Genomic DNA, 25,918 nt, shown 5'->3' with positions numbered 1-25,918 from the left:
TGCGTTCAGGCCGCGGGTTTGGCCAGCGTGCCGCGTTCCACGACGGGCGCATCGAGCACGAGCTCGTTGTCGCCGTCCTTGCCGTCGATCAGCGCCATGAGATGCCGCGCGGCGCGCGTGCCGATCTCCAGCGACGGAACGCGTACCGTCGTGAGCGGCGGCTGGGTGAGCCGCGCCTGTTCGATATCGTCGAAGCCCGTTACCGAAAGATCGTCGGGAACCCGAATGCCCTTCGCGCGGCATTCGTCCAGCAGACCGATTGCCTGTAGATCGGTGCCGCAGATGACCACGCTGGGCCGCGCTTCGCCGTCCCACAGTTCGCGCAGCGCCTGCCTGCCGCCTTCAAAGGTGAACGGCGCTTCGACGATCCATTCGGGTCTCAGATCCAATCCCGCTTCCCTGAGCGCGGCGCGCGTGCCGGCCTGCCGTGCGCGCACGCGTTCGTTGCCGAAGGTCGAGCCGCCGCACATCGCGACATGCCGATGCCCGAATCCGACGATGCGTTTCGCCAGCCGGTAAGCCGCGTCGAAATTGGAAAAACCCACGCAATGCGGATACTGCGTTTCATCCACCGACCACGTCAGAACATAAGGCAACGCGTACAGGCGCGTGAGTTCGAAAACTTCAGGCGGATGATCGGTGCCGACGAGCACGAGCCCGTCGACGCCGCGTTCCAGAATCGCACGGAGCAATTCGAGTTCGCGCGCCGGTTTGTATTCGTGACTCGCGATCAGCAACTGATACCCATAACCCCATAACGTCTGCTGAAGCGCCTGAATCGAATCGGCGTAAATGGGATTGTTGAGCGTGGGATAGATGGCCGCGACCGTGCGCGTCTTGCGCGAGGCAAGCGCCTGCGCCGCGCCGTTGCGCACGTAGCCGAGCTGTTCGACCGCGCGCTGCACATTGGCGAGCGTTTGCGGCTTGACCTGATCCGGCACGGACAAGGCGCGCGACGCGCTGCCGAGCGAGACGCCCGCCAGCCGCGCGACATCCGCGAGCGTAGCGCGCGTGGGTTTCATGATGGGCTGCGCGCGCGTCCATAGGCATCGGCGCGGGCGATGCCTTCGATCAGCCGCGCAGCCGTCAGCGGCGGCGACATGTGCCGGCTATAGCGCGTGGCGAGCGTGGCGTTTGCGATGAGCGTTTGCTGTGCCGATGTAAGCGGGGCGTGCTGCCCCAGTTCTGCGAGCGTGAGCGGCAATCCGGTTGCGGTCATGAGCGTGGCCAACGGTTCGATCTCTTCGGGCGATGTATCTTCGACGAACAATTGTACAAGCGTGCCGAAGGCGACCAGTTCGCCGTGCATCATCGAGGCCATCGCGGGAATCGCCGTGAGTCCGCGGATCAGCGCATGCGCGAGCGACAGGCCGCCGCTCTCGAAGCCGACGCCGCTCAACAGCACGGTCGCTTCGATCACGCGTTCGACGGCATCGGTGAGTTCGCCGCGCCGGATGTCGGCGTAGGCGCGCGCGCCGTCTTCGAGCAGGATCGCGAGCGTCGCGCGCGTGAGCAGCAGCGCGCCCGGCAGCGGCGGCGTGCCGTACGAGTTCAGGCCATCGGCGCGTTGGCATTGCGCGGCTTCGTACTTCTTGCTGAGCGCATCGCCGATGCCGGCCGCGAAGAGACGCGCGGGCGCGGCGGCGATCAGCGCGGTATCGACGATCACCGCGTCCGGATTGCGCGGCAACATGTCGATGCCCGCGACGCGATGCGCGTCGTCGTACAGGATGATGAGGCGGCTCGTCGGCGCATCGCTCGAAGCGGCGGACGGCGCGATCACGATCGGCACGTTCAGCGCCCGGGCGACGCCTTTCGCCGAGTCGATCGTCTTGCCGCCGCCGATAACCACGACGGCATCCGCGTTGAGTTCGCGCGCATCGTTGCTCAGCTTCGCGATGACCGCGGCCGTGCATTCGCCGGGAAACGTGACGATGTGCGCGTCTTCGATCGATCGCGTGACTTGCGCCGACACGCGATCGATGACCGCGCCATCGACGAGCACGAACGCGCGTCGCGCGCCGAGTTCCGCGAGCGTCGATCCGAGCGCGGACAACGCGCCCGGCCCTTGCGTGTATCGCCCCGGAAAGCCGATGGTTCTCAACGGCGCGTGCGTCGTCATGTCATCAGCCATCCGCCGGCCACGTCGATCACCTGGCCGGTGACGAACGCGGCTTCATCGGATGTGAGGAACAGGCACGTCGATGCCACTTCGTCGGGCGCGCCCAGCCGCCGCAACGGCGTTTCTTGCGCGACCTTTTCGTTGGCCTCCCGCGCGACGCCGCGAACGAGCGGCGTATCGATGCGCCCCGGCGCGATCGCGTTCACCGTGATGCCGTGCGGCCCGAGCTCCCCCGCGAGATGCCGCGTCATGCCGATCAGCGCGGCTTTCGTCGTGCTGTAATGCGCGGCGACGATGTCGAGGTACGCCTTGCCCGCCACCGACGACATCGACACGATGCGTCCGAAGCGCCGCTCCACCATGCCCGGCGCAAGAATGCGGCAGAAGTTGAAGACGCTGTTCACGTTCACGTCCATCACGCGGCGCCATTCGTCGGGCGACATCTGCCAGACGGGCATCGGCTTGCCCGCGTGTTTCGGCGAAATGCCCGCGTTGTTGACGAGCGTATCGACCGGACCGAGCGCGGCCTCGATCGCACGGCACGCGGCTTCGCACGCGGCGAAATCGCCGACGTCGGCATGGGCGAAATGCACGCGCAGGCCCGCATCGGCGAGACGTCTTGCGAGCGCCGCGCCTGTTTCTTCGTTGACATCGACGATGCCGACGGCCGCGCCATCGCGCGCATAGCGCTCGACGAGCGCCTCGCCGATGCCGCCGCTGCCACCCGTCACCAGGACCACACGCTTGTCGTGCCGCACGTTATTGGTCTCCCACTTTTAGCATGATTTTGCCGATATGCCTGCTCGATTCCATCAGCGCGTGCGCGGCCGCGACGTCGGCGAGCGGCAGCACGCGATGAATCACGGGCAGCGCGCGGCCCGCTTCGAGCAGCGGCCAGACGTGCGCGTGCAGCGCTTTCGCGATCGCCGCTTTCTGTTCGATGCTGCGCGCGCGCAGAGTCGATCCGGTAAAGGTGAGACGGCGCAGCATGATCGGCATGGCATCCAGTTCGATGCGGCTGCCTTCGAGAAACGCGATCTGCACGAGCCGGCCTTCGAGCGCGAGCGCGCGGATATTGCGCGCGATGTAGTCGCCGCCGACCATGTCGAGGATGATGTCGACGCCTTTTCCATCGGTGAGCTTCGCGATGGCATCGACGAAATCTTCGTCGCGATAGTTGATCGTATGATCCGCGCCCGCTTCGCGACAGGCCTGCGCTTTTTCCGCATTGCCGACGGTCGTGACGACGCGCGCGCCGAATGCGTGCGCGAGCTGGATCGCCGTCAGTCCGATGCCGCTCGATCCGCCGTGCACGAGAAACGTTTCGCCCGCCTGCAGGCGGCCGCGCTCGAACACGTTGGTCCAGACGGTGAAGTACGTTTCGGGCAAGGCCGCGGCCTGCAGCAGCGTGAAACCTTTGGGCAGCGGCAGACAATGCGATGCATCCGTGATGCAGTATTGCGCGTAGCCGCCGCCGGGCACGAGCGCGCAGACTTCATCGCCGGCGCGCCATTGCGTGACCTCCGCGCCCGTCGCGACGATGCGCCCCGACACCTCGAGTCCCAGATGCGGCGATGCGCCCGGCGGCGGCGGATACGAACCCGAGCGTTGCAGCACGTCGGGTCGGTTCACGCCTGCGTAGGCGACTTCGATCAGCACGTCGTTCGGGCCGGGCGAGGGCAGGGGTCCCTGCGCGAGCCGCATGCAGTCGGGCGCGCCGCCCGCGCCGTGGTCGACGTATTGCATCGATGCGGGAAGAGTGGATGTCATGGCGTTCATCGGATGATGGATTCGATGTAATCGGCGGGCAGACCGATCGACGCATAGTGCCGGCGCGCCGCCTCGATCTTCGTGAAGACGTCTTCGTAACCCTGCGCGACGCCTTGCGGATCGACATAGGTATAGCCGCCCGTGACATGGAACCAGGTAATCATCTCGGGCACGTCTTCGGGCACGAAGAGCGTGTGCGTTTCGCCCGCGGGCTCGAACGCATAGCCGCCTTGCTCCGCGACCCAGTCGTGTTCGAGGTAGTACCAGCGGCCCTTGAGCACCATCGCATGAACGGCGCCGCTATGACGATGCCGCGAGATCACGCCGCTGCGGCGCACGCGCAGCAGATTCACGTAATAGCCCTGGCTCGCGTTGAGAATGAGCGGCTTGAACGACACGGTTTCGGTCGCGGGCACCCACAGGTTGTCGTCTTCGAGCCAGTCGGTCATGACGCCGCCGTGCACGAGATCCTTCGACATGTACGGCACTTGCGGCAACTGATAGGCGATGACTTGTTCGTCGGGTTTCACTTCGGTTTGCATGAGTTTTAATCTCCGTGGTTTCTGGATGCGATGCGCCGGTTCGCTGAATCAATGACCGAGATAGGCGCGCCGCACGTGGGGACTATCGAGTAATTCTGCGCCCGTTCCGGAAAGCGCGATGGCGCCGTTTTCGAGCACGTATCCGCGGTTCGCGAGCTTGAGCGTGTGGAACACGTTCTGTTCGACGAGCAGCACCGTCACGCCGCGCGCCGCGACCGTGCCGACGACTTCGAACATCTGCTCGACGAGCAAGGGCGAAAGACCGAGCGACGGTTCGTCGAAGATCAGGAGCTTCGGCGCGGACATCATGCCGCGCGCGATGGCGACCATCTGCTGCTCGCCGCCCGATAGCGATCCGGCAAGTTGCGTGAGACGCTCGCGCACGCGCGGAAAGAGTTCGAGCACTTCGTCCATGCGTTCGCGCCGCGCGCTTCGTGCGGCGTGACGAAACGCGCCCATCAGCAGGTTCTCTTCGACGCTCAGGAACGGGAAGAGCTGACGGCCTTCGGGAATCATCGTGACGCCCATCGCGACGATGTCGTGCGAGGACTTGCCGACGAGTTCCTGTCCCTGAAACGTGATGCTGCCGCCGCGCGCCGCGACGATTCCGCATAGCGTCTTCAGCGTCGTGGTCTTGCCCGCGCCGTTCGCGCCGACGAGCGTGACGATCTCGCCTTCCTGCACATCGAGCGAGACGCCGCGCAGAACTTCGCTCTTGCCGTAGCCGGCCGAGACGTTATGCAGCTTGAGCATCGAGATACCCCTTGCCGAGATAGGCCTGAATCACCTCAGGATCGTTGACGACATCGGACGGCTTGCCTTCCTTCAGCATGCGCCCGGCATTGATGACGATGATGCGGTCCGACAGCGCCATCGTCGCCTGCATCATGTGCTCGATCATCAGCACGGCGATTCCTGAATCGCGGATGCGCCGCACCATGTTGATCGCGCGCGCGATGTCGGCGGGATTGAGACCGGCCATCACTTCGTCGAGCAGAAGCGCGCGCGGGCGCGTGGCGAGCGCGCGCGCCACTTCGAGACGCTTCATGCCGCCGACCGTGAGACTGCGCGCTTCGGTATCGAGCAAGGACGTGAGATCGGTGATCTCCGCGACTTCGCGTGCGATCGATTCCGCTTCGACGCGGACCCGCGTATGCATGAACGCGCCGAGCATGATGTTCTCCAGCACCGAGAGACCCGCGAACGGCTGCGCGATCTGGAAAGTACGGCCGACGCCGTCCTTCGCGAACGCATCGGGCGTGCGCGGTTCGGCCCAGGTGCCATCGGCGAGGCGAATCTTCACGATGCCTTCGTTCGGCCGGATGAAGCCCGAAAGCTGATTGAAGACCGTCGTCTTGCCCGCGCCGTTCGGGCCGATCACACCGAGAATCTCGCCGGCGTGCAGCGTGAGGGAAACATCGTCGGTCGCGACGAGTCCGCCGAAGCGCTTCTTCAGATGCTCCGCGACGAGCAGCGGCGTGCCGAGCGGCAACGCATCGGCGGGCGCGATCGACTTCGCCGGTGCGGGCGGCGGCGTGCGCGCGCCGGGCAGACGGTCGATGAAGCGCAGCACGAAGCCGCCCAGATGCCCGACGAGTCCGCGCGGAATGAACAGCACGACGAGCACCAACACGACACCGTAGACGAAGCCGTGCGTGCCGCTGCCGAACGAGCTGAGCCAGCCGCGCGCAAGCTCGGCGATCGGCAGCACGAGGACGGTGCCCGCGAGCGGCCCGGCGACGCTGCCGAGTCCGCCGATCAGCGCGAACATCGCGATCTGCACCGACAGTTCCAGCGAGAACGCCGCGGACGGATCGATGAAGGTGAGATACATCGCGTGGAAAGAGCCGATGAGACTCGTCAGCACCGCCGAGATCACCGCCGCGCCGATCTTCACCTTCACCGCGTTCACGCCGACCGCGCGCGCCGCATCTTCACGTTCGCGCACGGCGATCAGATAGAAGCCGAAGCGCGAGCGGCGGATGAGCCACGCGGCCCACAACGTCACCAGAAGAAAGCCGAACGCGATCAGCAGATACGCCCACTTTTCGCGGAACACCATCCATTGCAGGCCGATGTTGAGCGGCACGTTCAGGCCCGCCGAGCCGCCCGTCCAGCTTTCCTCGTGCACCGTGAGCAGGCGGCACACTTCGAGGAACGCGATCGTGGCGAGCGCGAAGAACGGTCCGCGCAGACGCAGCGTCGGATACGCGATGACGATCGCCGCCATCGCCGAGCTCACCGCGCCCGCGAACATGCCGAGCCACGGCGTGATGCCGAAGTTGATGACGAGCAGCGTCGCCGCGTACGAGCCGATGCCGTAGAACACCGCGTGTCCGAGCGACAACTGTCCGGCGAATCCGCCGACGATATTCCACGCCGTCGCGAGCGCGCCGAAGATGCACACGAGCACGGCCAGGTGAAACGCGAACGGCGATTGCAGCGCGAACGGCACGGCGAGCAGCGCGACGAGCGCCAGCGCGCCCATGTAGCCGCGCGGATGCAGGAGATTGGGAAACATCGAATGCCTCGCTGAACGTTATTCGGAGCCGCGTCCGAGACCGAAGAGACCGGTCGGGCGCACCACGAGAATCACGAGGAAGATCGCGAAGTAGACGACTTCCTTCATGTCGGGCGAGATGTAGTAGCCCGCGAGACTGTCGATGAGCCCGATCACGATCGAGCCGACGAGCGCGCCCGGCAAGCTGCCGAGACCGCCCAGCACGACGATGACGAACGCGGTCAGCACGAAGTACTGGCCGACGGTCGGGAACACCGGATACTGCGCGACCAGCAAGCCCGACGCGAGCCCGACCAGCGCCGCGCCGATGCCGAACGCGAGCACGTACGTCGTCTTCACGTTGACGCCCATCAGCGAGGCCGCGTAGCGATGTTGCGCCACCGCGCGAAACGCGCGACCGGTGTAGGTGCGTTGCAGGAACAGATGCAGCCCGCCCGCGACCGCGAGCGCGGCGGCAAACGTGATCACTTGCCCGCTCACGATGTTGATGTCGCCGAACTGCAGATGCTCGGTGCCGAAGCTCACATCGACGGGATGCACGTCCGCGCCGAAGATCATCAGCGCGAGATTCACGAGCGCGGTCGACACGCCGACGGTCGCGAAAATCTGAATGTGCGCGTCGGCGGAAAGCAGCGGCTGGATGATGAAGCGCTGGATCAGCACGCCGAATGCGAAGAGCAGCAGCGCGACCGGCACCGCCGACACATACGGATGCCAGCCGAGCTTCGCGGCGAGCAGCCAGACGGCGTACATGCCGACCATCAGCAGCTCGCCGTGCGCGAAGTTGACCACGCGCACGACGCCGAAGATCAGCGTGAGGCCGATGCTGATGATCGCGTACGCGCCGCCCAGCAACAGGCCGTTGACCAGAAGTTGCAGAAGAATGGACATGCTCGTTTCCTGGACACCGCGCAGCGCGTGTCACGCGCCGCACGGTTCGAGTGAAAGAGAAATGCGGGTCGACAGCGGCGGTTTTACTGCGCCGCGACGGGCTTCGCGATCGCGACCGCTTCCGGATAGACGGTGACGAGCTTGCCGCCTTGCCACTGCATCACGTTGGTGGTCGCGAGCTGGTTCTGGCCGTTGTCGGCGAACTGGAAGCCCCAGCCAGCGGCGGTCGTGCCCGTCGGCTTCTTGTAGGCGAGCACGGCGGCGCGGATCTTGTCCTTGTCGGTGGATTTCGCGTTGGCGAGCACATCGAGGAACGCTTTCGCGCCGACATAGTTCACGAGGCTATGGCCCGATCGCGGCGCCATGCCGAAGTGCTTCTGATATTCGGCGGTGAATGTTTCGAGGCCGGGTGCGCCTTTCTCGTTCATCGCGACTTGCGGGAAGTCGATGTCGTACACGCCGTTCATTTGCGCGCCGACGGCCTTGGCCGTATCCGACAGCGAGTAGCCGCCGCCCGCGCCGATGACCGCCTTCGGCTTGAAGCCGGCCTGCGCGGCCTGGCGGAAGAACAGGATCGAGTCGTTCTGATACGAGGTCTGCAGCACGATATCGACGTCCGCGCCCTTCAGACGCAGAATCAGCGACGACAGATCGACGCTCTTCGCCGAATACGGCAGCACCTGCACGACGTTCAGACCGAGCTTCTTCGCGCCTTCCTTCTGAAAGCCGGAGACGAGCGTGCCGTACGGCCCGTCTTCCGCGATGATCGCGATCTTCAGCGTCTTCGGATCCGCCTTGAGTTGCGGCGCGACGACCTTGGTCAGCGCTTCGAGCGTGCCGTCCGCGAAGGTCTTCGTGGTCGAGTTGCTGCGATACAGATACTTGAAGCCGCGGCTCGTGATGGTGTCCGCCGTCGCGCCGAGTTCGAAGAACGGCACGCCCGCGAGCTCGGTCACTTGCGTCGCCGCCGACGACACCGCCGACGAATAACTTCCGAACACCGCCGACACGTTTTCCACCGACGTCAGACGCCGCGCTTCGCCGACGGCCTGATTGGCATCGACGGCATCGGCCTTGACGAGCACCACTTTCTCGCCGTTGATGCCGCCCGCCGCGTTGCGCTCGTCGACGGCGAGTTGCACGCCGCGATAGCTTTCGTCGCCGAGCAGCGCGAGTCCGCCGCTGAAGGGGAAGAGCGCGCCGATCTTGATGTCGGCGGCGTGCGCGGCAGTGAGACTCGATGCTGCGACGCACGCGGCGGCGAGCGCGCGCAGGACAGTGCGGGGAAAGTGCGAGGACATGCGGTGTCTCCTTGTATCGTTCGAAATTGAAGCGCTTCAAATCGAAAGCAAGAAAGTTCGGTCGCGTTGCCGAATTTGCTCTGTTTGGGTTGATCGATTGGATTTGAAGCGCTTCAAGTTTGCGTCGATGAACGCAAAGACGTCAACCGAGGGTTTGCACGGAAGAGTGAGACTCGGCGCGGTCGTCTCCGAACTTTCCCTATGTCACGATCCTAACAAGAATGCTATAAACTGAGATCAATCTATCAAAAACTGTTGTGCGTCGCACAAGACGCCGGCATACCGATCTCATGCTGGAAACTGCATCGAAGTCCATCGTCGCGTGGCCCGGCAAGGCCCAGGTTCACGCCAGCGCGCGCAATCCCGGCGTGCCGTTCGATCTCGCCTGGCTCGACGGCCTGCGCGTGAATCAGTCGGCGGTGACGCGCCGCGCGTCGACGCTCGGCACGCGCCGCGCGGTCAAGAAAGACGCGCAGGCGGCGTGGCTGCTCAAGGCCATCACCTGCATCGATCTCACGACGCTTTCCGGCGACGACACGCATGGCCGCGTCGAACGTCTCTGTGCGAAGGCGCGCCGTCCATTGCGCGACGATCTGCTCGACGCGCTCGGCATGCCGCCTCTGTCGATCAAGACCGGCGCGGTGTGCGTCTATCACCGTTACGTCAGGACGGCAGTGAACGCGCTCGAGGGCAGCGGCATTCCGGTCGCGGCCGTATCGACGGGCTTTCCCGCTGGCCTCAATCCGCACGAACTGAAGTTGCGCGAGATCGAGGCATCGGTGAGAGATGGCGCGTCCGAGATCGATATCGTCGTCACGCGCGAGCATGTGCTGACGGGTAACTGGAAAGCGCTCTACGACGAGATGCGCGATTTCCGCGCGGCATGCGGCGACGCGCACGTCAAGGCGATTCTCGCGACCGGCGATATCCGCACGCTGTCGAATGTCGCGAAGGCATCGATGATCTGCATGATGGCCGGCGCCGATTTCATCAAGACATCGACGGGCAAGGAAAGCGTCAACGCGACGCTCGACGTGTCGCTCGTGATGGTGCGGATGATCCGCGACTATCTCGCGCGCACGGGCGTCATGATCGGCTTCAAGCCGGCGGGCGGCGTGTCGACTGCGAAGTCGGTGCTCGAGTATCAGATCCTCATGAAGGAAGAGCTCGGGCGCGAATGGCTAGAAGCGGATCTGTTTCGCATCGGCGCATCGAGCCTGCTCGCGGATATCGAACGCCAACTCGAACACCATGTGAGCGGACGTTATTCGTCGTTCAATCGCCATCCCGTCGCCTGATCCAACAGACTTCACTAAACAGCCTCATGAGCGTTGCCGAATACTTCTCTTCGATGGAATATGGACCCGCACCGGAAGACGATCGCGCCGCGCGCGCATGGCTCGATCAGCATGACGGGCGCTTCGGTCACTTCATCAACGGCGCATGGCGCGACAGCGACGACGCCGCGCGCTTCGACTCACGAGAACCCGCGACCGGCCGCGTGCTCGCATCGATCGCGCAAGGCACGGGAGCGGATGTCGATGCCGCTGTGCAAGCCGCGCACGATGCGCTCGAAGGCTGGCAAGCCATCGGCGGAGCGGGGCGCGCGCGTCATCTCTATGCGCTTTCGCGCATGGTGCAGCGGCACAGCCGTCTCTTCGCCGTGCTCGAATCGCTCGACAACGGCAAGCCGATCCGCGAGTCGCGCGATATCGATATACCCCTTGTAGCAAGGCATTTTCTGCATCACGCGGGATGGGCGCAACTGCAGGACAAGGAGTTCGCGGACTGGGCGCCGCTCGGCGTGATCGGCCAGATCGTGCCGTGGAATTTCCCGCTGCTGATGCTCGCGTGGAAGATCGCGCCGGCGCTCGCGCTCGGCAATACCGTCGTGCTGAAGCCCGCGGAATTCACGTCGTTGACGGCGTTGCTGTTCGCTGAATTGGCGCATCGCGCGGGCTTGCCGAAGGGCGTGCTCAACATCGTCACCGGCGATGGCAGCACGGGCGCGGCGCTCGTCGAACATCAACGCGTCGCGAAGATCGCATTCACGGGATCGACCGAAGTGGGCCGTCAGATCCGCGCGAGCACGGCGGGTTCGGGCAAGTCGCTCACGCTCGAACTCGGCGGCAAGTCGCCGTTCATCGTGTTCGACGATGCCGATATCGACAGCGCCGTCGAAGGTGTCGTCGATGCGATCTGGTTCAATCAGGGACAAGTGTGTTGCGCGGGCTCGCGTCTGCTCGTGCAGGAAGGCATCGAAGCGCGCTTCGTCGAGAAGCTGAAGCGCCGCATGGATACGCTGCGCGTCGGCACGTCGCTGGATAAGGGCATCGACATGAGCGCGGTCGTCGACGACATTCAGCTCGAACGCATTCGCGCGCTCGTCGACAAGGGCGAGCGCGAAGGCTGCGAAGTCTATCGATCGCCGCGTGCCACGTTGCCCGAGAGCGGTGCATTCTTTCCGCCGACGCTCGTCACCAACGTCGCGCCCGCATCGACGCTCGCGCAGGAAGAGATCTTCGGGCCCGTGCTCGTGACGATGAGCTTCCGCACGCCGGAAGAAGCCGTTGCGCTCGCAAATAACACGCGCTACGGCCTTGCCGCGAGCGTGTGGAGCGAGAACATCAGCCGCGCGCTCGACGTCGCGCCGCGCCTGCAATGCGGCGTCGTGTGGATCAACGCGACCAATCTCTTCGATGCGGCGGTCGGCTTCGGCGGATATCGCGAGTCGGGCTTCGGACGCGAAGGCGGACGCGAGGGCATCTACGAATACCTGAAGCCGCGCGCATGGGCCAAGCTTCCGGTTCGCGGCGAAACGAAATCGTTGCAGGCGCAACCGGATTCGCTCGTCGATGCGGGCAATGTGAGTGCGCTCGATCGCACGGCGAAGCTCTTCATCGCCGGCAAGCAGGCGCGGCCCGACAGCGGTTATTCGCGGCTCGTGCATTCGCCCGCCGGTGAGATCGTCGGCGAAGTGGGCGAAGGCAATCGCAAGGACATACGCAATGCGGTCGCGGCCGCGCGCGGCATGACGAAATGGTCGTCGGCGAGCGCGCACAACCGCGCGCAAGTGCTGTACTACCTCGCGGAAAACCTGAGCGCACGCGCCGATGAATTCGCGAAGCAGCTCGTCACGCGCGCCGGTTCGAGCGAGCGCGATGCGAAGCGCGAAGTCGATGCATCGATCGCGCGGTTCTTCACGTATGCCGCTTGGGCCGACAAGTACGACGGCGCCGTGCATGCGCCCCCGCTGCATGGCGTCGCGCTGGCGATGCACGAAGCGCTGGGCGTGATCGGCATCGTGTGTCCCGATGAAGCGCCGTTGCTCGGGTTCGTGTCGCTCGTCGCGCCCGCGCTCGCGCTGGGCAATCGCGTGGTCGTCGTGCCGAGCGAGACGTGTCCGCTGATGGCGACGGACTTCTATCAGGTCGTCGAGACATCGGATGTGCCGGGCGGCGCGCTGAACATCGTCACCGGCGATGCGCGTTCGCTCGCTCAAACGCTCGCGCAACACGATGACGTCGATGCGCTCTGGTGCTTCCACGGCGCGGCGCTATCGGCGATGGTGGAGCGCGAGTCGATCGGCAATCTGAAGCGCACGTTCGTCGATCAGGGCCGCGTGTTCGACTGGCACGATGCCGCAAGCGAAGGGCTGCCTTTCCTTCGACAGGCGGTGCAAGTGAAGAACATCTGGGTGCCGTACGGAGACTGATCAAGGAATTGACTCGGCGCGATTCCGATACGGAACGCGCTCATGCATGGAGGAGACGCTGTGCTGAAGAACATCGATCCGCTCTTGAACGCCGATATCCTGTACGCGCTTGCCGCGATGGGCCACGGCGACGAAGTGGTGATCTGCGATGCCCATTTCCCCGCTGACTCTGTCGCGCGTAAAACGGTGCTCGGCCGCGTGCTGCGCATGGACGGCGTGAGCGCGCCGCGTGCGGTGCGCGCCGTGTTGTCGGTGCTGCCGCTCGATACGTTCGTCGACGATCCCGCGGGCCGCATGGAGATAGTTGGCGATGCAACTACCTTGCCCGCCGTGCAACGCGAAGCGCAACGCGAAGTGGACGATGCCGAAGGCCGCGCGCTGCCCTTCGCGCCGGTCGAACGCTTCGCGTTCTACGAGCGCGCGAAGAACGCATATTGCGTGATCGCGACGGGCGAAGCGCGCGGCTATGGCTGCTTCATCTTCAAGAAGGGCGTGCAACTCGCGCCGGATGCGCCCGAAGCCGCGCACGGAGGCACGCGATGAAAAGCGTCGTCATTCTCGGCATCTATGTGACGGACCTCGCGTTTCGCGCGCAACGCATGCCGCTGCTCGGCGAAACGGTCGCGGGTTCCGCGTTCCAGATGGGACCGGGCGGCAAGGGCTCGAATCAGGCGGTGGCCGCCGCACGCGCGGGCGCGGACGTGATCTTCTGCACCCGCATCGGCGCGGATGCGTTCGGCGATATCGCGCAGGCGACATGGAGCGCCGAAGGCATCACATCGCGCGCAACGGTAATGAACGATGTCGCGACGGGCGCCGCGCATATCTATGTCGATGAGAACACGGGCGGCAATGCGATCATCGTCGCGGCGGGCGCTGCGGGCACGCTCGCGCCCGAAGACGTCGATGCGATCGAAGACGATATCGCGCGTGCCGGCGTCTTCGTCACGCAGCTCGAACAACCGATTCCGGCCGCGCGCCGTGGACTCGAACTCGCGCGCAAACATGGCGTGACGACGGTGTTCAATCCCGCGCCCGCCTTGCCGCTGACGGACGATATCTATCCGCTTTGCGACTACGTCACGCCGAACGAAACCGAAGCGCAGGCGCTCACCGGCATCGAGATCGCTTCGGCGGACGACGCACGCCGCGCCGCGAACGTACTGCTCCAAAAAGGCGCACGCGCCGTGATCGTCACGCTCGGCGAAGCGGGCGCGCTCTTGCATACGTCGAACGAATCGACGCTCGTGCCTGCTTTCGAATGCGGCCGCGTCGTCGAGACGGCGGGCGCGGGCGATGGCTTCACCGGCGGCTTCGCGGCGGCCCTCGCACGCGGCGAAAGCCCTGTGGATGCAGTGCGCTTCGGCTGCGCGCTCGCGAGCATTTCGGTGACGCGTCCGGGCACCGCGCCGTCGATGCCGCGTCTCGATGAAATCAACGCGCTGCTAGCGGAAAGGAGCGTCACGCAATGAAAGCGTCGAAGTGGCTCGCGGATCGCCAGTTCAACTTTCTGATCGGCGTGAACGTGCTCGTGGTGATCGTCGCAACGTGGATGTCCCACGGCCAGTTCCTCGACATCGACAATCTTCAGTCGATGGGCGGCCAGTTGCCCGAGCTCGGCCTGCTTGCGCTCGGCATCATGCTGTCGATGGTGTCGGGCAACGGCGGCATCGATCTGTCGGGCGTGGGCCTTGCGAATCTCTCCGGCATGGTCGCCGCGATGATGCTGCCGCATATGGTCTCCGCCGACGATTCGCCCGCGCTCTATACCGCGGTATTCGTATGCATCGTCATGGTGATGGGTGCGCTCGGCGGCTTGCTCAATGGCGTCGTCATCGCGAAGCTGAAGCTCACGCCGATTCTCTGCACGCTCGGCACGCAGTTGCTCTTCACCGGCATCGCGGTGGTGTTGAGCAACGGCGCATCCGTGCGCGTGGAATACGTCGATCCGCTGTCGAACATCGGCAACGGCACCTTCCTGCAAGTGCCCATTTCACTGTGGATCTTCATCGCCGCGGTTCTGCTGCTCGGCTGGATTCTGAAGCGTACGCCGTTCGGCCTGCGTCTCTATCTGATGGGCACGAACCCGAAGGCCGCGTTCTACGCGGGCATTCCGCGCGCGCGCATGCTGATTCTCACGTATGGCATGTGCGGCGTGCTCGCCTCGCTCGCGGGTCTCATCAGCGCGACGCATACGTCGAGCGCGAAGTGGGACTACGGCAATTCGTATCTGCTGATCGCGATCCTGATCGCGGTGATGGGCGGCGTGAATCCGGCGGGCGGTTATGGACGCATCGTCTGCGTGTTTCTCGCCGCGACCGTGTTGCAATTTCTGTCGAGCCTCTTCAATCTGCTCGGCGTATCGCAGTTTTTCGGCGATTGCGCGTGGGGCTTCCTGCTGCTCGCATCGCTTGCATTCGCGGGCGGCGATCGCGTGCGCGCGATCTTCGGCATCGGCGGAGCCGCGCCCAAGAGCAATGTTCCACCGCCGCCCGCATCGACCGGACGTTAGTGTTGCGTGTGATGTTCAAAGAGACCAATGGATAGATAAAGGAGACAACGCAATGAAGCTGAGCAAACTGGGCACCGCACTCACCGCGATCGCACTCGCGGCGGGCGCGATCGCAGCGGCGCAGGCCGCGACCAACGAAACCATCGTGACGGTCGTGAAAGTGACCGGCATCAACTGGTTCAATCGCATGGACGAAGGCGTGAAGGAGTTCGGCAAGGAGAATCCGAACATCAACGCATATCAGACGGGTCCGGGCCGCGCCGACGCCGCGCAGCAACTCAAGATCATCGAGGATCTGATCGCGAAGAAGGTCACGGCAATTGCGGTAGTGCCCTACGATCCGCCGACGCTCGAACCCGCCCTCAAGAAAGCGATGGATCGGGGCATCAAGGTTGTCACGCATGAAGCGGACAACGCGAAGAACACGATGGTCGACATCGAAGCCTTCGACAACACCGCATACGGCGCGGGCCTGAACGAGCGTCTCGCGAAGTGCATGAACAATCAGGGCAAGTGGGCCGTGCTGGTCGGCTCGCTCGGCTCGCGCTCGCAGGTGCAATGGGCCGATGGCGGCATCGGCAATGCGAAGGCCAAGTATCCGAAGATGGATCTGGTCGAACCGAAGCTCGAAACGAACAACGATGGCGAGCGCGCGTATCAGGTCGCGAAGGAAGTGCTGCGCAAGCATCCGGATCTGACGGGCTTCCAGGGTTCGTCGTCGCTCGACGTCATCGGTATCGGCCGCGCGGTCGAAGAGGCCGGCAAGGTCGGGAAGATCTGCGTGTACGGCACCGGCTTGCCGACCGAAGCGGCCAAGTTCCTCGAAAGCGGCGCGATCAACGGCATCGCGTTCTGGGATCCGAAGCTCGCCGGTCTCGCGATGAACAAGGTCGCGCAGATGCTCGTCGACGGCAAGGAAGTGCAGAACGGCGCAGACCTCGGCATCACCGGCTATAACAAGGTGACGGTCACGAAGGGCCCGGGCAAGGGCGTGATCGTGCGCGGCACCGGCTGGGTCGATGTCGACAAGTCGAACTACAAGCAATACAACTTCTGATGCCATTCGCGAGGCGCACTGCGGTGTGCCTCGCTCGACTACACGATATGACACCGCTCCTCGAAGTCGTCGATATCCATAAACGTTTCACCGGCGTCTATGCGCTGCGTGGCGTAAGCCTCTCGTTCGAGCGCGGCCAGATCTATCACTTGCTCGGCGAGAACGGTTGCGGCAAGAGCACGCTCATCAAGATCATCTCGGGCGCGCAACCGCCCGATGAAGGCGAGCTCGTGATCGAAGGCGCGCGTCACAAGAAGCTTTCGCCGCTCGAATCGCTTTCGGCGGGCATCGAAACCGTTTATCAGGACTTGTCGCTGCTGCCGAACATGAGCGTCGCGGAGAACGTCGCGCTGACATCCGAACTCGCGGAACATGCGGGCAAGCTCGCGCGCACGTTCGATCGCAAAGCGCTCGCACAAACCGCCGCGCGTGCGCTAGAAGCCGTCGGACTGCCGGGCGACGCGGATTTCCAGAAGACGCTCATCGAGCAACTGCCGCTCGCGACGCGCCAGCTCGTTGCGATCGCGCGCGCCATTGCGAGCGAAGCGAAGTTCGTCATCATGGACGAGCCGACGACATCGCTCACGCAGAAAGAAGTCGATAACCTCATCGCCGTGCTTGCGCGTTTGCGCGCGGATGGCGTCGCCGTGCTGTTCGTGAGTCACAAGCTCGACGAGTGCTATGCGATCGGCGGCGAAGTGATCGTGCTACGCGACGGCCAGAAGATGGCGCAAGGTCCGATCGAAAACTATACGAAGGCGCAGATCAGCGAGCTCATGACGGGCAAGCATCTGTCGACGGAACGCTATCGCGCGGAAGGTGACGGAGGCGCGTCGCAGATCGTGCTCGACGTGCAAGGTCTCGGCCGCAAGGGCCAGTTCGCCGATGTGTCGTTCAAGCTGCACAAGGGCGAGATTCTCGGCGTGACAGGTCTGCTCGATTCGGGCCGCAACGAACTTGCGCGTGCGCTTGCGGGCGTCGCGCCTGCGGATACGGGCATGGTGACGCTCGACGGCATGCGCGTGCGTCTGCATTCGCCCGCGGATGCGAAGGCGCAACGTATCGGCTATGTGCCCGAAGACCGCCTGAACGAAGGACTTTTTCTCGACAAGCCGATTCGCGACAACGTCGTCACCGCGATGATCGCGAGCCTGCGTGACCGCTTCGGTCAGATCGATCGCAAGCGTGCGCAAGAGCTTGCCGAGCGCACCGTGAAGGACTTGCAGATCGCGACGCCCGATGTCGACAAGCCGGTGCAATCGCTTTCGGGCGGCAACCAGCAGCGCGTGCTGATCGGCCGCTGGCTCGCGATCGATCCGCGCGTGCTGATCCTGCATGGTCCGACCGTGGGCGTCGATGTGGGATCGAAGGACATCATTTATCGCATCATGCAGCGGCTGTCGAAGGAGGGCATCGGCATCATATTGATCAGCGACGACCTGCCCGAACTGCTGCAGAACTGCGACCGTATTCTGATGATGAAGAAAGGCCGCGTCGCGAACGAATATCGCGCGGACCGCTTGAACGAGGCCGATCTTTATCACGCGCTACTTTCAGAGGCAGCATGAGCATGAGCGAATCCATCCGCCGCACGGGAAGCGAGACGATGCCGCAACACGCGGCCCAGGTCGCGCCGCGCGTGCGCAAGGGCAATCTGCATGCGCAACTGATGCGCAATCCGGAGTGGTTCACGGTCGGGCTGATCGTGGTGACGTGTCTCGTCGTGGGCAGCATCAATCCGCGCTTCTTCCAGTTCGCGACACTGTTCGACATGCTCCATTCCGCGACGACGGTCTCGCTCTTCGCGCTCGGCACGCTCGTCGTGCTGGCGTCGGGCGGCATCGACGTGTCGTTCACGGCAATCGCCGCGTTGACGATGTATTCGATCACGAAAGCTGTCTTCGCTTGGTGGCCGGAGTGCCCGTTCGTGCTGATTCTGCTTGCGGGCGCAATCGGCGGCGTGATTCTCGGCGTCATCAACGGCATGCTCGTGCATCGATTGAAAGCGCCTTCGCTGATCGTCACCATCGGCACGCAATATTTGTATCGCGGATTGTTGCTGACGTTCGTCGGCACGCAGTTCTTCATGAACATTCCGCACAGCATGGATACGTTCGGGCGCCTGCCGCTGTTTTTCTATCACACGCCGGATGGCTTGCGCGCGGTGTTGCCGGTGTCCGTGCTCGCGCTCGTGATCGCGGCGATCGTGACCTGGTGGCTGCTCAATCGCACGATGATGGGCCGCGGCGTCTATGCGATGGGCGGCTCGCTCGCCATTGCAGAACGTCTCGGTTATAACTTGCGCGCCATTCATCTTTTCGTGTTCGGCTATACCGGCTTGCTGGCGGGCGTGGCGGGCATCCTGCACGTGTCGACGAACCGGCTTGCGAACCCGTTCGATCTCGTCGGCACGGAACTCGATGTGATCGCGGCGGTGATTCTCGGCGGTGCCCGCATCACGGGCGGTACGGGAACGGTGGTGGGTACGCTTTTGGGCGTCGTGCTGGTGACGCTCATCAATAGCGTGCTGATTCTCATCGGCGTGCCGAGCACCTGGCAGAAGGTCATCATCGGCGCGTTCATTCTCGTTGCGGGGACGTTGTTCGCGCTGGGACGCAGACAGTAACGCCCTTCGAAAAGCGGAACAAAAAAGGCTCGTTCGAAACCTGAACGAGCCTTTCTGATTTTTATCGGAACGATTCAGACGCGTTTGCGGAGCTTCTGACCTTCCTCGGTAATCACCGAATCGAACTCGGAAAGCTGCGAGAAGCGCACGGCCTTGACCTTGCCGAACTTGCTCGCGTCGACGACGAGATGACGTTCCACCGAACTCGCCATCGCGGCTTGCTTGATGGCGACTTCATGAAAGTTCCAGCACGTCACGCCGCGCGCTTCATCGACGCCGCCCGCCGACATGAACGCCTTGTTGATGCCCATGCGCCGCAAGGTTTCGACGCTCTCGTCGCTGGCGAACGATTCCGATGACGGCACATAGACGCCGCCGAGCAGGATCATCCGCACGTTGGGCTTGCGCCGCAAAATTTCCGCGACATTGAGCGAATAGCACACGACAGTGAGATGCATCTCCGTGGGAATCTGCCGCGCGAGCGTGGTCAGCGTCGTGCCGCAATCGATGAAGATGGTTTCGCTATCCGCGAGCAGACGCGCCGCGTGATTCGAAGCGACCGCCTTCGCTTGCGCGAAATGGTCTTTCTCTTCCTCGATCGTGTAGCCCGCGTTGGGGACATCGGCGGCGCTGACGATATAGCCGCCGAGATAGGTGAACTGGCCGGGATGCGCGGCGATATCGCGGCGCACCGTCATCTCCGAAACGCCGAGCAGCGCGGCCGCATCGCGCAGACGCATCACGTTCTGTTTTTCGAGCGCGCCGGAAAGGGCACGCAGGCGGTCGTTCTTGGCCATCGGAGCGGCGCGAGGAATGATGTTAGCTTTTATTCGCGGGATGAAAGAATTATAACAATGCAAGCCGCATTTTTAACGGCTTGCATGCGGTGGCGCGGGTAAATCCCGAGGTTCAGGACTTGCGCGTATAGCGCAGCCACACGACGTCGTGTTCCAGTTTTTCGATGGAATCCAGCTTGAGGTAGGCGGGCTTTTTCCACTTGTCCATCGCGACTTCGAACGACGACGTATGCGCTTCGCGTCCATCGACGAGCGGCATGATCAGCACGCTGACTTCATCGGCAAGCTGCGCATTGACGAACGCGCCCGACACATGTCCGCCGCCTTCGACGATCAGCTTCTTGATCTTCAACTCGCGTTCGAGCGTTTCGACGACGCGCTTCAGTTCGATATCGTCCTTGCCGCCGAACACATACGATGCGTCGATCGATTGCAGATACGCGAGGTAATCGTCATCGACGCTCTCGCTCAGCACTTCGACGATATGCGATTCGAGCGCCGTATTGCTCTTCCAGGCGACACGTCCCTTCGGATCGATGGAAATCGCGTACTGGCTCGCGTCGCGTTTCGCGAAATGATCGGTGCGTGGAATCGGACGCTTCGCGAGCCCGCGCGGATAGTCGCGGTCCTTGCCATGCGAGATTTCCTGCATCGTGACGCGGCCGCATACCCACGCATCGGCGTTGAAGCGCGCGGCGGTGTCTTCGTAGGTGGGCGACGCGAAATCGAGGTTCCAGTTATCGGTGAGACTGCGGCCGTCGATCGACGACATCATGTGACAGACGATATGCATCTTCTTCTCCGTGCAGGAAAGGGCTTCGATGCATCGGCCGATGCAAGCGCTGTGCCGCCTGCGAAGATCAGCCAAACGCGAGAAAATAAGTAGCTCTTCCGCATTTTTTCGAAACGCTTATCGTCATGTCAGATCTCGCTACTCCTCTTGCACGCCGCGCGGATATCGATCCGAAGCCGCTCGGCATCGCCGCGTTGTTGATCGTGCTCGGCGCGGTGTATCTCGGGCAAACCGTCGGCGCGCGCCAGGCTGCGCTTTACGTGGTCGGCGCGCTGCTCGGCGTCTCGCTTTATCACGCGGCGTTCGGTTTCACGTCGGCGTGGCGCGTGTTCATCTCCGATGGCCGCGGCGCCGGGCTGCGTGCGCAGATGCTGATGCTCGCGGTCGGCGTCGCGCTGTTCTTTCCCGCGCTCGCGGCAGGGTCGCTTTTCGGCACGCCGGTGACCGGGCTCGTGTCGCCGGTAGGGACGTCGGTGGTCGTGGGCGCGTTCATCTTCGGTATCGGCATGCAACTGGGCGGCGGCTGTGCGTCGGGCACGTTGTACACGGTCGGCGGCGGCAGCACGCGAATGATCGTGACGCTCGCTGCGTTCATCGCGGGTTCCGTCATCGCGACCGCGCACATGCCGTTCTGGACCGCATTGCCGCAAATGCAACCGGTATCGCTCGTGAAGACGCTCGGCGCGGGGCCCGCGCTCGCCGTCAACTGGATCGTGTTCGCGCTGATCGCGGCGGTCACGGTCGTCATCGAGAAGCGCCGTCATGGCAAGCTCGTCGCCGCGCACGTGCAGCCGGCGCATACATCGCCATGGCTGCATGGACCGTGGCCGCTCGTGGCAGGCGGCATCGCCCTCGCCGTGCTCAACTTCGCGACGCTCGCACTGTCCGGGCGTCCATGGGGCATCACGTCCGCGTTCGCGTTGTGGGGCGCGAAAGCGGCGGCCCTGTTCGGCGTCGATACCGCGAGCTGGCCATACTGGATGAGCAAGGCCAACGCGGCCGCGCTCGCCGCGCCGATTTCTCACGACGTTACATCCGTGATGGATATCGGCATCGTGCTCGGCGCGATGCTCGCCGCCGCGCTCGCGGGCCGCTATGCGCCCGTCTGGCGCGTGCCGATGCGCTCGCTGATCGCGGCGATCGTCGGCGGCTTGCTGCTCGGTTATGGCGCGCGGCTCGCGTACGGCTGCAACATCGGTGCGTATTTCAGCGGCATCGTATCGGGCAGCCTGCATGGCTGGCTGTGGCTCGTCGCGGCCTTCTTCGGCAATGTAGTCGGCACGCGACTGCGTCCGTTTTTCGGACTCGAAGTCGAGCGCGTGCGGCCGACGGCTTGCTGAGAGTTACACCGCGCGTGACACGTTCGTTCCGTTTTTTTTCGGAACGGAGCGGTCCGCGCGATATGCGAAAATCGCCGGCATGAAAAAGACCATCTTGCTCATCGTTCCGGCCTTGCTGATCGCGCTCGGCCCGTTGGCACATGCGAGCGTCGAATCGGGCGCCCATCAGTTCAAGGAAGACGTGAAATCGGCCGGGCGCCAGACCGGACATGCGGCGCGCGATGCGGCGCACGCCATCGGCGACGGCGCGAAATCGGCCGGACATGCCATCGCCGATACGTCGAAGCGCGGCTATCACGCGACGAAAAAGTGGGTCACGGGCAAAGAATAAACGCCGCCAGTTCGTCCATTCTGTCCTTGCCGATGCGCCACACGCGCATCGCATTCTGTTCGCGCGATCGCGCCACAGCGTTCCACTTTTAAGCGTTGCTTGACAAGCTTGCGGAGCGTTATTGATAATTATTATCATTTACGCCGCGCAACGCGCACCTCAACGCGCCTGATTCCGTCTCGTCGTTGCAGACGTGCATCCGGCCAATCTTTCGCATAAGAACGCCTTGAAAGCTTATGACGCGCCGACGCGTACACGACCAATGAGCGCGCTCGTCCGGCACGGCCCGCTCGTCTCTCGCATCGTGGCCGCGATATTCGGCGGATACGCGCTCGCCGCGCTCGCGAGCGTCGCGGCACTCGCCCTGCCGATGAGCAAGCCGCAAGCCGTGCTCACCGGCATGCTCGTGAGCTTCGTCGTCTACGTGTGCGCGGTGATCTGGGTGTTCGCGGTTCGCAGCGCGCGTCGGGCATGGAGCGGGCTCGCGTTCATCGCCGTGCCGCTGTTGATGGCCGCATGGACGGTATGGCCGGGAGGACACGTCTCGTGAAAAGCGCGCGCGATTCCAAAGCGAAAGGCCGCGGCATTCGCCAGAGCATGTCCGATCTGCATACGTGGGCGGGCCTGCTCGCAGGCTGGATTCTCTACGCGATGTTCCTTACCGGGACCGTCAGCTACTTCAAGGACGAAACGTCGCAATGGATGCGGCCCGAGCAAGCGCAGCAGCGCGACATGCCGGATGCGGCGCTCGTCGCGCAACGCGTCGTCGAGACGCTCGGCAAGATCGCGGCGGGCAGTACGCAGTGGAGCTTCGCATTGCCGGACGAACGCACGAGCGTCATCGATTCGTTCTGGCGTACGCCGGGCGCATCCAAGGGCAAGCGCGCATTCGAATCAGCCCGTTTCGATCCGGTCACGGGCGAGCGCACAACCGCGCGCGAGACCCTCGGCGGTGAATTTTTCTATCGCTTTCATTTCCAGTTTTATTACATGCCGGTGTTATGGGGGCGCTGGCTCGCGGGCCTGTCCGCCATGTTCATGCTCGTCGCGATCGTGAGCGGCGTCATTACGCACAAGAAAATTTTCGTCGACTTTTTCACTTTTCGATGGGGCAAGGGTCAGCGTTCATGGCTCGACGCGCATAACGCGCTGTCGGTATTCGGTCTGCCATTTCACGCGATGATCACCTACACCGGCCTCGTCACGTTGATGGCGATGTACATGCCGTGGGGCGCGCAGACCGCCTTCAGGACACCCGCCGAACGCGCCGCGATGACTTCGCAACTCAGCGCGTTCATTCAGCCTCGCGAGTCTTCCGGACAGAACGCGCCGCTTGCACCCGTCGATGCGATGGTGCGCGAAGCGCAAGCGCGCTGGGGCCGCGACAAGGTCGGTCGCGTGACGATCACCAATCCCGGCGACAGCACCGCGCGCGTGGCTGTTTCGCGAGGTGAGGCGTCGCGCGTGTCGATGAGTCCGCAGTACATGCTCTTCGATGGCGTGACGGGCAAGCTCATCGAAGTGAAGGACAGCGTGGGCGGCGCGGCCGAAACGCGCGGCGTGCTCTATGCGCTGCATCTCGGACGCTTCAGCGATATGCAACTGCGCTGGCTGTACTTCATCGTCAGTCTCGCGGGCACGGCGATGGTCGGCACGGGGCTCGTCATGTGGACGGTCAAGCGCCGTCAGAAGCTGGCCGACCCGGCGCGGCCGTACGCCGGCTTCTGGCTCGTCGAACGTTTGAATATCGCGAGCATCGCGGGACTTTCCATCGCGATGACGAGCTTTCTGTGGGGCAATCGGCTGCTGCCGCTCGGCATCGCCGCGCGTGACGATGCCGAGGTCAATGTTTTCTTCGCGATGTGGGGCGCGACGCTGCTATATGCGTTCGTGCGTCCCGCAAGGCGCGCGTGGATCGAACTGCTTTGGCTCGCCACGGCGATGCTCGCGCTCGTGCCGGCGCTCAATGCGCTGACCACGAACCGGCCCTTGTGGCGCAGCATCGCGCAAGGCGATTGGGTGTTCGCCGGCTTCGATCTGATGATGTGGGCATTCGCCCTGCTGCATGCGGCATTGGCGATACGCGTGACACGCCATCGTCCGCGCACGAAGCCCGTTGGCAAGCGCGTCGCGGCGCGTGCCGTCATGCCCGAGCGCGAAAAGGAAAGCGCATGACGCATCTCTTGCGCATCGTTTTCTGCCTGATGGCCTTCGCTTGCCTCGCGGTCTCGATGGATCGTCATCAGATGATGCTATTCGGCCGCGCGCTTCGCGCAGGGCAAACGCGCGGCTTTCGAATAGCAGGATGGTGCGGTCTCGTGCTCGCGCTGCGCTTCATCGTCGACTATCAAGGATGGGCGCTCGGCCTCGTCAGCTATAGCGGCTGCACGAGTGTTTCGGCGGGAATCGTGTTTGGCGGTCTCATCGTTTATGAGCGGCTTTCCGCTCGTCGATCTCACCAGCCGTGAAAGCGCGGCCATGCGGTGGTGCTGCCGTCGGCGGCTAACGCCTGGTACTCGGGGTATTGCGCGCCCGTCGCGCATGCATGATTCGGCAGGATGCGCAGCTTCGTGCCGATCGGAAACCGCTTCGTGATCTCATCGCGACATTCGACGGCGAGAATGCCGTGCTCCTGATTCGCACCGACGAGTTCGCAGCCTTCGAGAGGCGTACCGTCGAGCGCGCATGCAAGTCCATAACCGTAATCGTGCGTCTGCTTCGACGTGCCGCGGTCGCGGCTCATCGCCATCCATCCCGCATCGACGATGACCCAGCCCTTGTCGGGTTGATGACCGATGACGCTCGTGAGCACGCTCAACGCGATATCGTTTGCATCGCAAACACCGACGTTCGCCATCACAAGATCGAAGAACACATAAACGCCGGCGCGCACTTCGGTGACGCCTTCGAGATGCTTCGCGGCGAGCGCGGTCGGCGTCGAGCCGACGCTCACGGTCCTGCATGCGATGCCCGCAGCGCGAAGCCGTTCGGCCGCGCGCACGCATCCCGCGCGCTCCTGTTCCGCGAGCGCGGCGAGCGCTTCTTGATCGTTCAATTCGTAGCTGGAGCCAGCGTGCGTCATCACGCCGCCGACTTCGATGCCGCCTTCCTGAAGCACGCGGCCGATCTCGATGAGCGCGTCGTCATCGGGCGCGAGGCCTGAACGATGACCATCCGTATCGATTTCGAGCCACACTTCGAATATGTCGTTCGCGTGCTTGCAATACGCGACGATCGCCGATGCCGCCGACGCGTTGTCGACGATGATCTTCAGATCGCAGCCTTTTTGCTTGAGGGCCATCGCGCGCGGCAACTTCGCGGGCACGATACCCACCGCGTAGAGAATGTCGTCGATGCCCGCCGCGAAGAATGCTTCCGCTTCTTTCAGCGTGGATACGGTGATGCCTTGCGCGCCTGCTGCAATCTGCGCGCGCACGACGCCGGCGCATTTCGTCGTCTTCACATGCGGCCGGAACTTCACGCCGAGCGCGTTCATGCGCGTCTGCATCCGGTCGATGTTGTGCTGCATTCGCGCGATATCGATGATCGCGGCGGGCGTGTCGAGTGCTTCGAGATTCATGATGTCCTTGGTCGAGCGAT

General features: G+C 63.8%; 25 protein-coding genes. 13 read left to right on the top strand and 12 right to left on the bottom strand.

Annotation, left to right across the window (positions count from 1 at the left end; translation table 11 throughout):
- Window positions 1-5: 5 nt before the first annotated feature.
- The 9 genes from QCE58_RS20775 to QCE58_RS20735 form a co-directional block, all read right to left on the bottom strand.
- Window positions 6-1,022, bottom strand: coding sequence for a LacI family DNA-binding transcriptional regulator (locus QCE58_RS20775; RefSeq protein ID WP_033536211.1), 1,017 nt, complete (start codon window positions 1,020-1,022; stop codon window positions 6-8).
- On the bottom strand, window positions 1,019-2,122 hold the full coding sequence (locus tag QCE58_RS20770) for a glycerol dehydrogenase (protein WP_250521953.1): 1,104 nt from the start codon (window positions 2,120-2,122) through the stop codon (window positions 1,019-1,021). Before QCE58_RS20770 ends, QCE58_RS20775 begins: the two co-directional genes overlap by 4 nt.
- Entirely contained in the window at window positions 2,119-2,880 is a 762-nt protein-coding gene (locus QCE58_RS20765; RefSeq protein WP_239294834.1) for an SDR family NAD(P)-dependent oxidoreductase, read from the bottom strand. Before QCE58_RS20765 ends, QCE58_RS20770 begins: the two co-directional genes overlap by 4 nt.
- 1 nt (window position 2,881) lies before the next feature.
- Window positions 2,882-3,901, bottom strand: coding sequence for an NAD(P)H-quinone oxidoreductase (locus tag QCE58_RS20760; protein ID WP_175980994.1), 1,020 nt, complete (start codon window positions 3,899-3,901; stop codon window positions 2,882-2,884).
- Window positions 3,898-4,434: a 2,4'-dihydroxyacetophenone dioxygenase family protein gene (locus QCE58_RS20755; protein WP_008348198.1), complete on the bottom strand. Its 537-nt coding sequence runs from the start codon at window positions 4,432-4,434 to the stop codon at window positions 3,898-3,900. The genes QCE58_RS20760 and QCE58_RS20755 overlap by 4 nt, the downstream gene beginning before the upstream one ends.
- A 48-nt stretch (window positions 4,435-4,482) precedes the next feature.
- Complete coding sequence (locus QCE58_RS20750) at window positions 4,483-5,187, bottom strand: ABC transporter ATP-binding protein (protein WP_008348196.1); 705 nt, start codon at window positions 5,185-5,187, stop codon at window positions 4,483-4,485.
- Window positions 5,171-6,955 (bottom strand): branched-chain amino acid ABC transporter ATP-binding protein/permease, encoded by a 1,785-nt coding sequence (locus QCE58_RS20745; protein WP_250521952.1) that lies wholly within the window; start codon window positions 6,953-6,955, stop codon window positions 5,171-5,173. Before QCE58_RS20745 ends, QCE58_RS20750 begins: the two co-directional genes overlap by 17 nt.
- Before the next feature lie 18 nt (window positions 6,956-6,973).
- Window positions 6,974-7,846, bottom strand: coding sequence for a branched-chain amino acid ABC transporter permease (locus tag QCE58_RS20740; protein WP_250521951.1), 873 nt, complete (start codon window positions 7,844-7,846; stop codon window positions 6,974-6,976).
- A gap of 83 nt (window positions 7,847-7,929) precedes the next feature.
- A complete protein-coding gene (locus tag QCE58_RS20735) occupies window positions 7,930-9,147 on the bottom strand; it encodes an ABC transporter substrate-binding protein (protein ID WP_175980990.1) in 1,218 nt (405 codons plus the stop codon).
- A 290-nt stretch (window positions 9,148-9,437) separates the two neighbouring features.
- On the opposite strand from QCE58_RS20735, the gene deoC reads away from it, so the two are divergent.
- The 8 genes from deoC to QCE58_RS20695 are packed head-to-tail and all read left to right on the top strand — an operon-like array spanning window position 9,438 to window position 19,057.
- On the top strand, window positions 9,438-10,445 hold the full coding sequence (gene deoC / locus QCE58_RS20730) for a deoxyribose-phosphate aldolase (protein WP_250436587.1): 1,008 nt from the start codon (window positions 9,438-9,440) through the stop codon (window positions 10,443-10,445).
- A gap of 26 nt (window positions 10,446-10,471) precedes the next feature.
- The gene (locus QCE58_RS20725) at window positions 10,472-12,862 is read left to right on the top strand and encodes an aldehyde dehydrogenase family protein (protein ID WP_008348187.1); all 2,391 of its coding nucleotides are present in this window, start codon (window positions 10,472-10,474) and stop codon (window positions 12,860-12,862) included.
- 60 nt (window positions 12,863-12,922) lie between these two features.
- Window positions 12,923-13,405, top strand: coding sequence for an RbsD/FucU family protein (locus QCE58_RS20720; protein ID WP_008348185.1), 483 nt, complete (start codon window positions 12,923-12,925; stop codon window positions 13,403-13,405).
- Entirely contained in the window at window positions 13,402-14,334 is a 933-nt protein-coding gene (gene rbsK, locus QCE58_RS20715) for a ribokinase (RefSeq protein ID WP_250521950.1), read from the top strand. Before QCE58_RS20720 ends, rbsK begins: the two co-directional genes overlap by 4 nt.
- Window positions 14,331-15,374, top strand: coding sequence for an ABC transporter permease (locus QCE58_RS20710; protein ID WP_008348180.1), 1,044 nt, complete (start codon window positions 14,331-14,333; stop codon window positions 15,372-15,374). The genes rbsK and QCE58_RS20710 overlap by 4 nt, the downstream gene beginning before the upstream one ends.
- 52 nt (window positions 15,375-15,426) lie before the next feature.
- The gene (locus QCE58_RS20705) at window positions 15,427-16,431 is read left to right on the top strand and encodes a substrate-binding domain-containing protein (RefSeq protein ID WP_250436582.1); all 1,005 of its coding nucleotides are present in this window, start codon (window positions 15,427-15,429) and stop codon (window positions 16,429-16,431) included.
- 47 nt (window positions 16,432-16,478) lie between these two features.
- The gene (locus tag QCE58_RS20700) at window positions 16,479-17,999 is read left to right on the top strand and encodes a sugar ABC transporter ATP-binding protein (protein ID WP_250521949.1); all 1,521 of its coding nucleotides are present in this window, start codon (window positions 16,479-16,481) and stop codon (window positions 17,997-17,999) included.
- 38 nt (window positions 18,000-18,037) lie between these two features.
- Window positions 18,038-19,057 (top strand): ABC transporter permease, encoded by a 1,020-nt coding sequence (locus QCE58_RS20695; protein WP_250522019.1) that lies wholly within the window; start codon window positions 18,038-18,040, stop codon window positions 19,055-19,057.
- Between the two features lie 74 nt (window positions 19,058-19,131).
- Here QCE58_RS20695 and QCE58_RS20690 read toward each other — a convergent pair whose 3' ends face one another.
- Together QCE58_RS20690 and QCE58_RS20685 are read right to left on the bottom strand one after the other, a co-directional pair.
- Window positions 19,132-19,854, bottom strand: coding sequence for a DeoR/GlpR family DNA-binding transcription regulator (locus tag QCE58_RS20690; protein ID WP_008348173.1), 723 nt, complete (start codon window positions 19,852-19,854; stop codon window positions 19,132-19,134).
- 112 nt (window positions 19,855-19,966) lie between these two features.
- Window positions 19,967-20,647: a dihydrofolate reductase family protein gene (locus QCE58_RS20685; protein ID WP_250521948.1), complete on the bottom strand. Its 681-nt coding sequence runs from the start codon at window positions 20,645-20,647 to the stop codon at window positions 19,967-19,969.
- 125 nt (window positions 20,648-20,772) lie between these two features.
- Here QCE58_RS20685 and QCE58_RS20680 point away from each other — a divergent pair, with 125 nt between their 5' ends.
- The 5 genes from QCE58_RS20680 (at window position 20,773) to QCE58_RS20660 (ending at window position 24,786) form a co-directional block, all read left to right on the top strand.
- Window positions 20,773-21,987: a YeeE/YedE family protein gene (locus QCE58_RS20680; protein WP_008348170.1), complete on the top strand. Its 1,215-nt coding sequence runs from the start codon at window positions 20,773-20,775 to the stop codon at window positions 21,985-21,987.
- A gap of 79 nt (window positions 21,988-22,066) precedes the next feature.
- Window positions 22,067-22,318 carry a hypothetical protein gene (locus QCE58_RS20675; RefSeq protein WP_250521947.1) on the top strand — a complete coding sequence of 84 codons (252 nt, stop codon included), beginning with the start codon at window positions 22,067-22,069 and terminating at the stop codon, window positions 22,316-22,318.
- A 262-nt stretch (window positions 22,319-22,580) separates the two neighbouring features.
- Entirely contained in the window at window positions 22,581-22,868 is a 288-nt protein-coding gene (locus QCE58_RS20670; RefSeq protein ID WP_034470895.1) for a DUF3649 domain-containing protein, read from the top strand.
- On the top strand, window positions 22,835-24,493 hold the full coding sequence (locus tag QCE58_RS20665) for a PepSY-associated TM helix domain-containing protein (RefSeq protein ID WP_409014135.1): 1,659 nt from the start codon (window positions 22,835-22,837) through the stop codon (window positions 24,491-24,493). The genes QCE58_RS20670 and QCE58_RS20665 overlap by 34 nt, the downstream gene beginning before the upstream one ends.
- Window positions 24,490-24,786, top strand: coding sequence for a DUF3325 domain-containing protein (locus tag QCE58_RS20660; RefSeq protein ID WP_175980974.1), 297 nt, complete (start codon window positions 24,490-24,492; stop codon window positions 24,784-24,786). Before QCE58_RS20665 ends, QCE58_RS20660 begins: the two co-directional genes overlap by 4 nt.
- Here the strand turns inward: QCE58_RS20660 and QCE58_RS20655 are convergent.
- Window positions 24,774-25,898, bottom strand: a complete 1,125-nt coding sequence (locus tag QCE58_RS20655; protein WP_250521945.1) for a DSD1 family PLP-dependent enzyme — start codon at window positions 25,896-25,898, stop codon at window positions 24,774-24,776. The two genes, QCE58_RS20660 and QCE58_RS20655, sit on opposite strands and share 13 nt — an antisense overlap.
- Window positions 25,899-25,918 lie beyond the last annotated feature (20 nt).

This window comes from Caballeronia sp. LZ028 (assembly GCF_031451415.1).
GTDB lineage: Bacteria > Pseudomonadota > Gammaproteobacteria > Burkholderiales > Burkholderiaceae > Caballeronia > Caballeronia zhejiangensis.
The sequence above is the reverse complement of the archived record's forward strand: the minus strand, read 5'-3'. Positions and strand labels throughout refer to the sequence as shown.